Origin of the sequence: Mycolicibacterium arseniciresistens, from assembly GCF_030519285.1 — a bacterium.
In the GTDB taxonomy this organism is placed as follows: Bacteria; Actinomycetota; Actinomycetes; order Mycobacteriales; family Mycobacteriaceae; genus Mycobacterium; species Mycobacterium arseniciresistens.
Window position 1 is genome coordinate 24,977 of sequence record NZ_JAUMSQ010000038.1, and the last position, 15,279, is coordinate 40,255.

Sequence of the window (15,279 nt, forward strand, 5' to 3'; positions counted from 1 at the left end):
CCACGCTCAGCTCCCGGCCAGTGCGCGGTCTGCCAACGCACCCATCACCGGTGCGAGGGATCCGGCGTACTCCGCGGTCACGTGGGTGGCGTCGAAGTACACCAGGGTGTTGCCCACGATGACCGGGCACCTGCTCTCGGTGCAGAAGAGCTCGGTGAGGTCGGCGTAGTCGCCGCCGTTGATCTGTGTGGATGCCGACTCCCGCGCGATGCCGGACTGATTCACCGCCGCCGATGTCGCGGGCGCGCACGCCGTCGCGTCGTCGAGATGACCCGACAGGCAGGTCGGCACCAGGGTGCGGGGGTCCGGAATCGGGCCGAGGACAAGGACTTTCGAACCCATGCCGTGCACCTGCCGCACGAGGTCACCCAGCCCCTCGATCCACTGCGGACTGTACGACTCGTATGCCGACAGCCAGCCGTGGCCGCCGCCGTACTCGTGGACGGCGCCGTAGCGCCGCCACATGCCCACCACCACGAGTTGCGGGCGCTCTGCGTTCAGCCGTCCGATGACGTGCTCGCGCCACTGCTCACACACGGTGTACACGCGCTGTAGGTACGTGGCGGAGATCGGAAGTGTCATCAGTGGGCAGCTCGCCTTGCCCATGACGGTCAGTCGCCAGCGGCGCTGTTCGGCCAGCCGCTGGAACGCCGGTGCCCACATGACGGCGTTCGAGTCTCCGACGAGGGCCACCGTCGTGGTCGACGCCGGGTCGCCCCAGACGCAGTCCGGCTGTCCGGCTTCGAGGAACGTGCGCATGCAGCCGTCCAGGTAGATGTCCCTGCCCTCGGCTGCCGCCTCGGCCAGTGGCGGGTCGAGATTGGAGGGGACGTCCTTCCGTTCGACGGCTTCGGAGACGGCGCCCTGCACCTGGGCGAACACCGCGCGGACCGCAGCCTCGTGGCCGTCCGGAGTGTCGTCGGGGGCCAGAGGTGTCACCTGGACGGTCAGCGCGCCGACCGGGGCGCCACTCCCGACGGGGGCGGGAATGACCATGAGCAGCGCGATCGCGACGCCGACCGCCGTTGCGGTGGCGGCGCCGCCGAGCGCGAGACTCCCGCCGGGAGAGCCGCGCAGGCGGGTGGAGTACCGGATCGGGTTCTCGATCGTCACCAGTGTCAGCACCGCCAGCCCCGCTGAGACGAGCACCGCGGCGACGGTGCCCGACAGTCCGAGGGGCCGGCCGGTGAGCAGCGGCGCGAGCAGCAGTACGGGCCAGTGCCACAGGTACCAGGAGTAGGACAGGCGTCCGATCACCCTCATCGGCGACGACGCCAACACGCGGCCGCAACCCTGCGTCGGCACGGCACATCCGGCGCCGATCACGAGCGCTGCGCCCAGGGTCGGTAACAGCGCAGCGGTTCCCGGATACAGGGTGGATGTGCTCAACGCCGTGCACGCGAAGACGACGACGGCCAGGCCCGTCCATCCCAACAACGACGCAACCACGGGCGGCAGTGCGCTCCAGCGCCCGGCCGTCAGCGCGACCAGGCCGCCGAGGGCCAACTGCCAGGCTCGCGTCGGCAGCGAGAAGAATGCGACCGCGGGCAACAGATGGCTGACCGCCCAGCACAGGGCGAACGATGCGATGGCGACCACAGCGAGAAGTGCGATGTAGGGCCTCGCCGACGGCGCCTCGACGGCGGCTTTGCGTCGTCGTGCACGACGAACGAGCCATGCCGCGAGGATCATCAGCGCCGGCCACACGAAGTAGAACTGTTCTTCCACACTGAGAGACCAGTAGTGCTGGAACGGGGACACCGGCAGGTTCGCGGCGAGGTAGTCGACGCCTTGCAGCAGGAACTGATAGTTGCCGACGTACAGCGCGCTCGCGACAGCGTCGACCATGACGCTTTTCGCCTGCAGCGGCGGTAGCAACAGCGCCGAGGCCACCGCGATCACGATTCCCACCGTGGCCGACGCCGGCAGCAACCGTCGGGCTCGCGCACCGTAGAACCGCCGCAGCCGCACGGTGCCGGAGGTGCTCACCTCTTGCCAGAGCAGTCGGGTGATCAGGAATCCCGAGATCACGAAGAAGACGTCGACTCCGATGTACCCGCCGCCAACGCCGGGCACATGGGCGTGGAAGAGAACGACGGCCAGCACCGCGACCGCTCGTAGACCTTCGATGTCCGGTCGGAACCCGATGTTTGCCGGGCGCAGCCGGTGCGCTCCTCGCGTGGAGCCCACGCGGACCGATCCACTCAAGCCGCACCCCCCGGTTCAGCCGATTCGATTCGAGTTCCATGGTCTCCTCGATCATCGAATGTGAGAAGAAGGTACCGCACAGCTACGTGTGTCGACGCGATTTCGCCACCATGAGCTGCTTCGAAACTTTCCTCAGCAAGCACGACCATGATCAGCTTCAGGGTCCCGACGTGCATCTACAGGAACCGGGGCCGAATGTCGTCATACCTGACGGCCCCCCGAGGGGACACAGGCCCGACGCGGCCACGGCACTTTGCGAGCCCCGCAATCTCACGACGGATGAGGACTCGAGGGCGCCCCGAGAGTGTAGACGGACACCGGTCGCGACCCGATGAGACCGCCACCTCGGCCACAGGCGACACGACTTTCGCCGAATACGCCACCGCACAACGCACGCTACGTAAACTTTGGCAAAATTATCTCGCGAGAAGAAACAGGCTCTCATCGCTGGGAATGAAGGGGACGCGGTGGGCTAGCAACAGATGCATCAGGGGGAACGGGAGTCACAGCGTTGTGAAACCGGCGGCCTTGCCGCCGCCTGAGGAGGAATCGTGAAGTCTGTTGTGAAACTGCTGGTAGCGGGTGTTGCGCAGCCCTGTCTGCTCGGAGGTCTGCTCTTCCTTTCGGCAGGAACCGTCGACTACTGGCAAGCGTGGGTTCTGTTGCTCGTGTTGTTCGGGTTCTCCGGCTGGCTGCCCAGCGTCTATCTCCTGGTCAAGGACCCGGAAGCGCTCGAACGACGGATGCGCGGCGGTCCGGCCGCGGAGACCAGGCCGGCGCAGAAGGTGGCGATGGCCGTCTTCTGGCCGTCGCTGTTCGCCATGTTGGTGTTCTCCGCGCTCGACCATCGCTTCGGCTGGTCGTCGCTCGCCACCGAGATATCGCTGGTCGGCGCCGTACTCGTGGCACTCGGCTCCGCCCTCGTCACGCTGGTGATGTTCCAGAACACGTATGCGGCCACCACCGTGCACATCGAGGACAGTCAAAAGGTCGTCGCCACGGGCGTCTACGGCCTGGTGCGGCATCCCATGTACACCGGCTACCTGATCACGATCCTCGGCATCCCCCTCACCCTGGGGTCGTTCTGGGGTCTCGTGTTCCTCATCCCGTGCGTCGTCGCCGTCGAGATCCGTATCAGGGACGAGGAGCAACTCCTCGAGCACGAACTGGACGGTTACCTCGCGTACATGCAGAAGGTGCCGTGCCGCCTGCTGCCCCTGCGCAGGGAGCACAGGGAACACGGCCGGGCGCCCTTCGCGCTCGACACCTAGCGGCCCCTAGCCGTCGAGCGCCTCCCTCAACTGTTCGCCGTACAGCTTCAGCGATTCCTCGGTGAGCATGGTGTGGTGGGTGCACTCCACCGGCACCGAGCTGATGTCGCCGGCCACGTTGCGGCGCCAACGTCGCATCTGGCCTTCATTCGCCATCTTCGCCTGGAAGCCCGGCAACATCTTGCCGAGACCTTCGCCTTGCACAGCCACGAAGACGACCGCGTCGCCGTCGAAGACACCGGGCCGATGCCTCCTGAGCCGTCTGGTGTTGGCGTCGAGTGAACGTGCCATGAGTCCGAGCATGCCCTCGAGCGGCAGCGGGAGCTCGCGCTGCCCGCCGTCGCCCTCGTCCATGAGCTCCGCCGCGCGCTGGAACACCAGCTGCCTGGACCGCGCGGGAACCTCGGACTTGCTCGCGGCGACGATCTTCTCGAAGATCCGGCTCTTGTCCAGCGATCGGCGCGTCGGGAACGCCGCGACCGGGGTGAGGGCCGGGTCGAGCAGGATCAGCCGTTCCACCACTGCCCCTCGCCGCCGGAGCTCGATGGCGACCTCGTGCGCGATGACGCCACCGATCGACCAGCCCAGGAGCTGGTAGGGCCCCGACGGGTACAACGCCTGGATCCTGTCCGCGTAGAGCACCGCCATGCCGGCAATCGAGTCCGGCTCGGCCTCGCCGGCCGACGGCACCTGGTTGATGCCGATGACCGGTCCGTCGTGGTACGTCGCGAGGCTCCGGTAGGACCAGCTGAGCCCGAAACCGTCATGGATGCAGCACAACGGCGTGCCGCTGCCGTCCTTGAAGATGTCGACGGGCACCACCTCTGCTTCGTGCTCGTGCTCGTCGCCCGCCAACCGCTGACTCAACTGCGCCACGGTCGGCGCCTCGAAGAGGGTCCGCACGACGATGTGGGTGTCGAACTCCTTGTTGACCGCCGCCACCAGACGCATCGCCGACAGCGAGTCACCACCCAGCTCGAAGAAGGAATCGTCGACGCTGACTGCCTCGACACCGAGTATCTGCGTGTAGATCTCGGCCAGCGCCGTCTCGGTCGGGTTCCCCGGGGCGCGGTACCGACCGCGGTCCTGGTACTCCGGCGCGGGCAGCATGCGGGCGTCGAGTTTGCCGTTGACGGTCAACGGCAGCGCCTGCAGCGCCACCACCGCCGCGGGCACCATGTAGGCCGGCAGCCGCTCGGCCAGTTGCGCGCGCGCCGTCGCCGAATCGGCGGTGCCGGTCACGTAACCGACCAGCCGCCTGTCTCCCGGGCGGTCCTCTCGTACCACCACCGCGGCCTGGCTCACGCCCGGCAGGCCGGCCAGTGCGGCCTGGACGTCACCCAGTTCGATGCGGTAACCGCGGATCTTCACCTGCTCGTCGGCGCGCCCGAGGTATTGGAGCTGCCCGTCGGCGCCCCACCGGACCAGGTCCCCGGTCCGGTACATCCGCGACCCCGGCGCCCCCGACGGGCATGCCACGAACCGGGACGCCGTCAGACCCGCGCGGCGAAGATATCCGACCGCCAATTGCGTTCCGGCGATATACAACTCACCGATCACTCCGGCGGCCACCGGCCGCATCCACCGGTCCAGCACGAACAACGCCGCGCCGGGCACCGGCGACCCGATCGGGACCACACCCGAGCCCGCCGTGAGCGGCCGGCTCGTCGCGGCGTAGACGGTTGCCTCGGTGGGGCCGTAGGCGTTGACCATCACCCGTCCGGGCGCCCAACGATCCACCAGCTCTGACGGGCACGCCTCACCGGCGACCACCAACGAAAGGGAATCCAGGCCCTCCGGTGACAGCATCCCCAACGCCGACGGTGTCTGACTCAGCACGTCGACCTGCTCGTCGACCAGCAGTGCGTGGAAGTCCTCCGGCGACGCCGCGACGGCCTCGGGCACCACCAACAGCCGGCCTCCGCCCAGCAAGGGAGCGAAGATGTCCCACACCGAGACGTCGAACGCGTACGAATGCCACTGCGTCCAGGTGCCGGCACGCGGCAGGTCGACAGGCAGCGACTCGAGCAACTGGACCGCGTTGCGGTGCGTGACTGCAACACCTTTCGGCACACCGGTGGTACCCGAGGTGTAGATCTGGTAGGCGATGTCGTCGGGCGCAGGGGCCGGCAGCACGGCGACCGGTGCCGCGGCGACTGCCGGGTCGTCGACGTCGACGACGTCCACATGGTGACCGGCCAGCCGGGCCCGTGCCGCCGCCGTGGAGATGACCGCCACCGGAGCCGAATCGCCGAGGATCATCGCCAACCGGGCGTCGGGCTGCGACGGATCGATCGGCACGTACGCCGCCCCCGACTCGAGCACCGCCAGGATCGCCACCACCGCGTCGGCCGAACGCGGGAGCAACACCGCGACGCGCTCTCCCGCGCGGGCCCCGCGAGCCGAGAGCACGTGCGCCAACCGCGTGGCCGCATCGCCGAGTTCCCGGTACGTCATTGACCGCTCACCGCTGCGCACCGCGACTGCATCCGGTGTGCGCGCCACCTGTTCGGTGAACAACTCGGGCAGCGACCGTCCCGGCGCGGGGGGATGGACCGCCGCCGCGCGGTTACCGATCTCGTCGATCCGCGCCCGCTCTTCGGCGGCCAGCAGGTCGACCGACGACAAACGCATCGTCGGGTCGGCGGTCATCGCGGCCAGCACCCGCTCGAACCGCGCCGCCAATGCCTCGACCGCCGTCGCATCGAACACGCCGGTGCCGAACTCCATCCGCACGCCGAGCTGGTCGCCCGGGCTCGTCTGCACCGTGAGCGGATAGTGCGTGTACTCCCGGGTGACGACGTCGGTGATCGCGAAGTCCTCGGTGCTCATCGCCGCCGAGGAGTCCATCGGGAAGTTCTCGAAGACGAAGAGGGTGTCGAACAGCACCTCGTGACCCGTCACGCGGTGGATGTCGCTCAGTGCGACGTGGTGATGATCGAGCGTGTCATTGTGGTCGCGCTGCAATTGCTCGAGCAGCTCGGCCGTCGTGGTCGCAGTGCTCATGCGGGCGCGCACCGGGACGGTGTTGATGAGTAGACCGACCATCGACTCGGCGCCGGCGAGTTCGGCGGGCCGGCCGGAGACGGTGACGCCGAAGACCACGTCGTCCTGACCGGTCAGCCACATCAGCATCTGCGCCCAGGCGGCCTGCAGCACGGTGCTGATCGTCGTGTGGTGCGAGCGCGCCAGTCCGGTGATCGCGTGGGTGATGTCCTCCGGCAGCACGAACCGCGAGACCCTTCGTTCCGCGGCGTCGAGGCGAGTGGCCGAGCTGACCAGGGTCGGCGTGTCGAAGCCCGAGAGCATCTCGCGCCACGCCGCCTCGGCGGCGTGGCGGTCCTGTTCGGCCAGCCAGGTGACGAACCTGCGGTACGGCGGGGCGGCGGGCAACCGCTGCCCGAAGTAGCCGGCGAAGATCTCCCGCATCAGGATCGGCAGCGACCAACCGTCCATCAGGATGTGGTGATTCGTCAGCACGAACCGGTATTCGTCTGTGGCGGTGCGGATCAGCGCGGCCCGGAAGGCCGGCTCGTCCGCCAGGTCGCCGACCGCGGCGCGTTCGGCGGCACAGATCTCGTCGATCTCCGCTTCGTCGGCGGCGTGCAGTTCGACGAGGCGCCAGGGGACCTGCGGCTCGGCCGGAATCACCTGCACGGGTTCGTCGAATCCGTCGCAGAAGCGCGCGGCCAGGTGCGGATGCCGCCGGACCGCGGCCGCCACCGCGTCACGGAGGCGCCCGGTGTCCAGCGCGCCGGCCAGGGTGAAGACCAACTGGACCGCGTAGACGTCGTCGTCCGGCCCGTCGGCGGCCCGGGCGTGGAAGAGCAGTCCCTGCTGCAGCGGAGGCAGCGGCAGGATGTCCGCGATCCGTGCTTCTGAGCTGAGATCGTCGATCTGGCGTTGGCTCAGCCGGGCGGGCACGATGTCGGACGGCGTCAGGCCGCCTCCGCCACTGCGCACGTGCGCGCAGATTCCCGAAAGGGCCTCGAACCACAGCCGGCTCAGCGTGCCGACCTGACCGCTGTCGAGCACGGACGGGGCGTAGATCCAGTCCGCGTGCAGTACCGGGCCGCTGTCGGTCTCGAGGGTTCCGGCGTTGAGGGCGACCGTGTGCGGCAGGGGCATCGGCACCGCGGCGGCGGCGGCGATCGACGCCATGCCGTCCTGGCTGATCTGCCAGAACGCCGCTGCGTCCTCCCCGCTGGGCGCCGACGATCCGAGGCGTCCGAGGTAGTTGAAGCTGACCGTGGGTTCCGCGCCGTCGAGATCGACATCGGGGTTGAGGTAGCGCAGCAGCCCGTAGGTCAGGCCGTCGGGCATCCTGCGCAGTTCTTCCTTGGCGTCCTTGATGATCGACCCGAGCGCCGCGCCGCCTGACGTCACCTCGGACCACGGCAGTTCGCCGACGGTGAGCGCGACAGGGTATTTCGTGGTGAACCAGCCGACGGTGCGGGACAGATCCACGTCCGAGGCCAGGTCGTCGTCGCGCCCGTGACCCTCGACGTCGACGCCGACCGCGGTTCCCCGTCCGCCGAGGTATTCCGACAGCGCCATCACGAAGGCGACCAGCAGGATGTCCTGGACGCCGGCGTGGAACGCCGCGGGCACCTCGCCCAACAGCATCCGGGTGGTGTCGCTGTCGAGTGACATCACCAGGTGGCCCGCGCTCGCCAGTGTGTCCGCTTCGACATCTGACTGCGCCGTCGCCGCGGGCGCGGTCAGGATCCGCCGCCAGCTGTCGGCCTGCTCGACCACCTGCGGTGACCGCGCGTGCTCGGCCAGCAGCGACGACCACCGCGCGAACGAAGTGGTTGGGGCCGGCAGCATCACGGGCTGCCCACTGTGGCGCTGCGCCCACACGATGTTGAGGTCTTCCATCAGGATCCGCCACGACACACCGTCGACGGCGAGGTGGTGGATGACCAGCGCCAGGCGGCTCGTGGAGCGCTCCCACACCGCGCTGAGCATCACTCCGTTCGCCGGATTCAGCCGCATCCGCGCCGCGACCATCACCTCGTCGGAAACGGCCTCGACCGCGAACAGGCAGTCCTCGGCGCGGACCGCACCGGCCTCGGGGACGGTGAGCCGCCAGCCGTGTGGACGTCCACCGTCGACCACCTTCAGTCGCAGCATCGGGTGCCGGTCCAGCAACGCCTGCACGACGGTGAACACGTCGGCGTCCGAGACCCCTTGGGGCGCCTGCGCGACGACGGTCTGGTTGAACTGGTCGACACCGCGGCCGACCTCTTCGAGCCACCGGATGATCGGGGTCGCCACCACGGTCCCCACACCCTCGTCGAGGATGGCCGCCGACCCGTCGGCGACGCCGACGACGCGGGCGAGCCGTGCGACTGTCTGCTCCACGAAGACGTCTCGCGCCCGGCACTTCAGTCCGACGGCCCGAGCACGGGCCACCACCTGCATCGACATGATGCTGTCGCCGCCGAGGTCGAAGAACGAGTCGTCGACACCGACGGATTCGACGCCGAGCACGTCGGCATAGATCCCGGCGAGGACGTCCTCGACCGCGTTCTCGGGAGCCCGGTACTGCGCGCCGGCCGCGTAATCCGGGGCCGGCAGCTTGCGGATGTCGAGCTTGCCGTTCGACGTCAGCGGCAGCGCCTCCAGCGCCACCACCGCGGTGGGCACCATGTAGGCGGGCAACCGCTCGGTCAGTGCGTTCCGCGTCTGTGCCGGATCGGCATCGCCGGTGATGTACCCGACGAGGCGCTTGTCACCGGGACGGTCCTCGCGGGCGATGACGGCGGCGTGTTCGACGCCGTCGAGGGCGGCCAGAGCGGCTTGGATCTCGCCGAGTTCGATGCGGAAACCACGAATCTTGATCTGCTCGTCGGCGCGGCCCATGTACAGCAACTGGCCGTCGGTGCCCCAGCTCACCAGGTCACCGGTGCGGTACATCCGCGCTCCCGGCTTACCGAACGGGCAGGCCACGAAACGTGATGCGGTCAATCCCCTACGGCCGACATATCCGACGCCGACGCCGCTGCCCGCGACGTAGAGCTCACCGACCACGCCCTCGGGCACCGGCCGCATCCAGGGATCCAGGACGAACAACGCCGCGTCCGGCACGGGCGAACCGATCGGGACCACGCCCGACCCTGCCGCCAGCGGCGCACTGATCGCCACACACATCGTCGTCTCGGTCGGGCCGTAGGCGTTGACCATCACGCGCCCCGGAGCCCAGGTGTCGACGACCTCCGGCGGGCACGCCTCGCCACCGACGACCAGCGCCGCCGACTCCAGACCTTCCGTCGACAGCATGCCGACCGCCGACGGGGTCTGCGTGAGGACGTTCACCTGCTCGGCCACCAGAGTGGCGTGGAAGTCGTCCGGCGACGAGGTCACCGCCTCGGGCACCACGACCAGCCGGCCACCGCCCAGCAGCGGGGCCCACATCTGCCACACGGAGAAGTCGAACGACAGTGAATGGCACAGCGCCCACACACCGGGCTGCGGCAGACCGGCGTCCAGGGAGCTGAGCAGCTGGGTGACGTTGCGGTGGGTGATCGCGACGCCCTTGGGGGCACCGGTGGTGCCGGAGGTGTAGATGATGTAGGCGAGATCGTCGGCGCTCGGCATCGGCAACGCCGAGCTGGGATGGGTTGCGACGGAGGGCTCGTCGACGTCGATGACGGGCACGTCGAATGCTTCGATCCGCGACCTGTGGTCCGCCGTGGTGAGGACCGCAGCGGGTGCGGCGTCAGTGAGGATGAACTCGAGGCGCGAGGACGGAACCGAAGGGTCGATCGGCAGGTAGGCCGCTCCGGCCTTGAAGACCGCCAGGATCGCCACCACCGCCTCCGCGGAGCGGTCGAGCAGGAGCGCCGCGATCCGCCCGGGGCCCACCCCGCGGCCGATCAGCAGGTGCGCCATCCGGTTGGCGGCCTCGTCGAGCTGGCGATAGGTCAGTGATCTGCCCTCGCAGACCAGTGCCACCGCGTCCGGGATGCGTGCGACGTTTCCGGCGAACACCTCCGGAACCGATGCGGACACCGCCGCCGGTTCGACCAGCACCGCCCGGTTGCCGATCGCGTTCAATCGGTCGTGCTCGGCGTCACCCATGACGTCGATCGCCGAAACGCGTTGCGCCGGATCAGCAGCCATCGCGATGAGCACACGCTGCAGGCGCTCGAGCAGTTCCTCGACCCTGGCCGCATCGAACACATCGGTCCGGAATTCGACCGAACCGCCGATGCCTGCGTACTCCCCTGCTTCGCCCCAGCGCTCGGACAGGTTGAAGGACAAGTCCATTCGCGCGGTCAGGGTTTCCGCCGGCACCTGAGACACCTCGAGATCACCGAGGGTCAGTTTCTGGAGCGCATCACCGTTGCCTGCGAAGTTCTGCCATGCCAGCGACACCTGGACGAGAGGATGGTGGGCCATGGATCGCGCCGGGTTGAGCCGGTCGACGAGCACCTCGAACGGCACGTCCTGGTGCTCGTAGGCGGCAAGGCTGCGCGCGCGCACCTGACCGAGCAGATCCCCGACGGTGGGGTCGTCGTCCAGATCGACCCGGAGCACGAGGGTGTTCACGAAGAAGCCCACGAGTTCGTCGAGGGCCGGGTCGCGTCGCCCGGCGATCGGGAAGCCCACCGCGACATCGGTGTTCGCACTCAGACGGGACAACAGCACCGAGAGTGCGGCCTGCATGACCATGAAGCTGGTGGCATTGTGCCGGCGAGCCACCTCACGCAGTCGCTGCTGCACGTCCGCCGGCCACTCCACCATCACGTTGGCGCCCTGCTGGTCCGCCACCAAGGGGTACGGCCTGTCCGTGGGCAGCTGCAACCGCTCCGGCATCCCCGCCAGAGCGTCCTCCCAGTACTCCAGCTGAGCAGCGATCGGACTGCCGGTGTCGTTCAGGTCGCCGAGCTGTGCGCGCTGCCACAGCGTGTAGTCGACATACTGCACCGGCAGGGGCGCCCGCTCGGGCGCGCTGCCGTCCCGCCGGGCCTGGTACGCGATCCCCAGATCCGCCACCAACGGGTTGACGGACACACCGTCGGCGGCGATGTGGTGCACCACACCCACGAGCACGTGTTCGCTGTCGGTGAGTCGGAAAAGCGTTGCGCGCAGCGGAATCTGACCCGCCAGATCGAACGTGTACCGAGCCGAGCCGCCGATCGCCTCGCGCAGCCGCTCAGTGCTCCAGCCCTCGGCGTCCACGATCTGCCAGCCGAAGTCCGCGTCCTCGGCGGGAATGACCAGTTGGTGGGGCACACCGTCGCGCGCCGGGAACAGTGTGCGCAGGCTCTCATGGCGAGCCACCACGTCGGCCAGCGCCGCACGCAGCGCCTCCACATCGAGGCGTCCGCCGAGCTGCAACGCCACCACCATGTTGTAGATCGGCGACGGGCCCTGCAGCTGGTCCAGGAACCACAACCGGTTCTGCGCGAAGGACAGTGGCACCTCCGCCGGACGCGACTCGGCGACGGCAAGTGGCTCGAGGGTGTCGCCGGTGCCGACGACGCGGGACGCCAGCTGGGCCACCGACGGCGCCTCGAACAGGTCGCGCACCGCCAGTTCGGCGTTCAGCGACTTGTTCACGGCGGCGATGACCCGCATCGCCGACAGCGAGTCACCTCCCAGTTCGAAGAAGGAATCGTCGATCCCCACCCGATGGGCGCCCAGCACCTGGGCGTAGATGCCCGCCACCAGGTCCTGGACGGCGTCGACGGGATCGCGGTGGTGTTCGCCTTCCTGGTACTCCGGTTCGGGCAGCCGGCGCCGGTCGAGTTTGCCGTTGGACGTCAGCGGCAGCTCGTCCATCACGACGATCGCCGCGGGCACCATGTAGGCAGGCAGTCGCTCGGCGAGCGCGGCGCGGACCTCGGCGGGGGCCGCATCGCCTGTGACATAGCCGACGAGCCGCTTGTCGCCGGGACGGTCCTCGCGGGCGATCACCGCCGCCTGAGCCACCCCGTCGAGCCCGGACAGCGCGGTGCGGATGTCACCGAGCTCGATGCGGTAGCCGCGGATCTTGACCTGTTCGTCGGCGCGTCCCAGGTACTGCAACTGTCCGTCGGCGCCCCAGCGCACCAGGTCCCCGGTCCGGTACATGCGTGCCCCGGCCCTGCCGGACGGGCACGCCACGAACCGGGACGCCGTCAGCGGCCCCCGGCCGACATACCCCTGGGCGACGCCGTGTCCGGCCACGTACAACTCACCGATGACACCGATCGGCACCCGCTGCAGGTGATCGTCGAGCACCATGAAAGCCGCACCGGGCACCGGTGATCCGATCGGCACGACATCCGATCCGGCGGTCAGCGGCGCGGTGAACGACGTGTACCAGGTCTCGGTCGGGCCGTAGCCGTTGATCATCAACCGCCCGGGTGCCCACTGGTCGACCAGCTCGGCAGGACAGGCCTCTCCCGCGACCACCAGGGCAACCGAGTCCAGCCCTTCGGGCGACAGAACCGCTGCAGCCGAAGGAGTCTGGTTCAGGACGGTGACGTGTTCGGCGACCAATAGCGCATGCATCTCACCGGGAGAGCGCGCCACCGACTCCGAGACCACGACCAGCCGCCCGCCACTGAGCAAGGCGCCGAACATTTCCCAGACCGAGACGTCGAACGCGAGCGAGTGCCATTGCGTCCACACACCCTCGGACGGCAGACCGAGGTCCACCGACTCCAGCAGCTGGGTCACGTTCCCATGGGTCACCGCCACGCCCTTCGGGACACCGGTCGTGCCCGAGGTGTAGATGATGTAGGCGACATCCTCGGCTGCGGGAAGCGGTAACGCTGCCCCGGCTCGGGTGTCCAGCCGAGGATCCGCGGAATCGATGACGTCGACGCCGAGGCCCTGCAGCCGATCGGCCAGACCCGCGGTGCTGATCGCTGCGACAGGTGCGGCATCTCCGAGGACAAGGCCGATACGCGCGTCGGGATGAGCGGGGTCGATCGGCAGATATGCCGCCCCGGACTTGAGCACGGCGAGAATCGCGACGATCGCGTCGATCGAGCGGTTGAAGAGCACCGCGACGCACTCACCGGGCCCGGCGCCCTGGTCGACGAGGAGGTGCGCCAGGCGATCGGCGGTCTCGTCCAGTTCCCGGTATGTCATCGACCGGTCGCCGAACGACAACGCCACCGCGGCGGGCGTACGGCCGACCTGTTCGGCGAACAGAGCGGGAATCGACTTCAGCGGCGGCGCGGGCAGCGCCAGCACGGGAACATTGCCGAACTCGTCGATGCGGACGTGCTCATCGGTGCCCAGCACGACGATGTCGGACACGTGCTGATGCTGATCGGCGGTCATCGCCGTCAGCACCCGCTCCAACCGTCCGATCAGGGTCTCGATGGTCGACGCGTCGAACACGTCGGTCCGGAACTCCACTGCCCCACCGATTCCCGCGGCCTCACCACCGTCGGTCCAGCGTTCGGCGAGCGAGAAGGTCAGATCCATCCGCGCGGTCTGAGTGCCGATCGGCAACTGACTGACCGTGGCGTCTCCCAGCTTGACGTCCAGACCGTCATCATCGCGGCCGGCGAAGTTCTGCCAGGCGAACAGAACCTGCACGAGTGGATGGTGCGTCATGGATCGAGTCGGATTGAGTCGATCCACCAGGACCTCGAACGGCACGTCCTGATGCTCGAATGCAGCGAGGCTGCGTCGGCGAACCTGATCCAGCAATTCGCTGATCGTCGGATCCTCCGCGAGGTCGACCCGCAGGACCAGCGTGTTGACGAAGAACCCGACCAACTCCTCGAGAGCGGGATCGTTGCGCCCGGCGATCGGGAAGCCAACGGCGACATCGGAACTCGCGCTCAGCCTACCGAGGAGCACCGCCAGTGCAGCCTGCATCACCATGAAACTGGTGGCGTCGTGCTCGCGGGCCACGTCGCGCACCCGCTGCTGCAGATCTGCCGGCCAGTCCACCGTCACGCTCGCGCCCCGGTAATCGGCCTTCGCCGGGTAAGGGCGATCGGTCGGCAACTCCACGCGCTCCGGCAATCCGGCCAGCGCGCTCTCCCAGTACGCCACCTGCGCGGCGATCGGGCTGTCGGGGTCGTCCAGGTGCCCCAACCGCGCCCGTTGCCACAGCGTGTAGTCGACGTACTGAACGGGCAGTGCCGGCCACCCCGGCGCCTGTCCCTGCTGGCGTGCCAGATAGGCCTCGCCCAGGTTGCGCACCAGCGGCGCAATCGACGACCCGTCGGCGGCGATGTGGTGGACCACCCCCACCAACACATGCTCGTCGTCGCCGACATGGAAGAGGGTCGCCCGCAGTGGGGTGTCCACAGCCAGATCGATGGTGTGCCGCGCCGCGTCGCCGACCGCCTCTTCCAGGCGGTGAACCGGCCAGCCGGCCGCGTCGATGATCTGCCAGCCGAAGTCGGCGGCGTCAGCCGGGAGCACCTGCTGCCGCGGGATTCCGTCCTCTGCGACGAACACCGTGCGCAACGACTCGTGCCGGATCACCACGTCGGACAGCGCCATCCGCAGCGCGTCCGTGTCGACGCGGCCAGTCAGCCGCAGCGCGATCACCATGTTGTAGACCGGCGACGGTCCCTGCAGCTGGTCGATGAACCACAGGCGGTTCTGCGCAAAAGACAACGGCACCACCGCAGGACGCTCACAGGGCACCAACGGCGCACGCCCGCCGCCGTCACCCAGGCGGCTCACCAGCGCTGCGACCGTGGGCGCCTCGAACAGGTCGCGGACCGAGATCGCGGCGTTGAGCGACTTGTTCGCCGCGGCGACGACCTGCATCGCCGACAGCGAATCGCCGCCGAGTTCGAAGAAGGAGTCGTCGACTCCGACGCGTTGC

Annotated in this window: 3 protein-coding genes and 1 pseudogene; 1 reads left to right on the forward strand and 3 read right to left on the reverse strand. The window is 68.7% G+C overall.

Translation table 11 applies throughout. From position 1 onward, the window contains the following. Window positions 1–6: 6 nt before the first annotated feature. Window positions 7–2,190: an acyltransferase family protein gene (locus tag Q2100_RS08195; RefSeq protein ID WP_302913608.1), complete on the reverse strand. Its 2,184-nt coding sequence runs from the start codon at window positions 2,188–2,190 to the stop codon at window positions 7–9. 569 nt (window positions 2,191–2,759) lie between these two features. Here Q2100_RS08195 and Q2100_RS08200 point away from each other — a divergent pair. After that, window positions 2,760–3,479 (forward strand): methyltransferase family protein, encoded by a 720-nt coding sequence (locus Q2100_RS08200; protein WP_264013691.1) that lies wholly within the window; start codon window positions 2,760–2,762, stop codon window positions 3,477–3,479. Window positions 3,480–3,485: 6 nt separating this feature from the next. Here the strand turns inward: Q2100_RS08200 and Q2100_RS08205 are convergent, their stop codons facing one another. Both Q2100_RS08205 and Q2100_RS08210 read right to left on the reverse strand, forming a co-directional pair. Then, window positions 3,486–4,301 (reverse strand): thioesterase domain-containing protein, encoded by an 816-nt coding sequence (locus tag Q2100_RS08205; RefSeq protein ID WP_407667597.1) that lies wholly within the window; start codon window positions 4,299–4,301, stop codon window positions 3,486–3,488. 21 nt (window positions 4,302–4,322) lie between these two features. Further along, window positions 4,323–15,279: pseudogene (locus Q2100_RS08210) on the reverse strand (amino acid adenylation domain-containing protein); the annotation flags it as partial.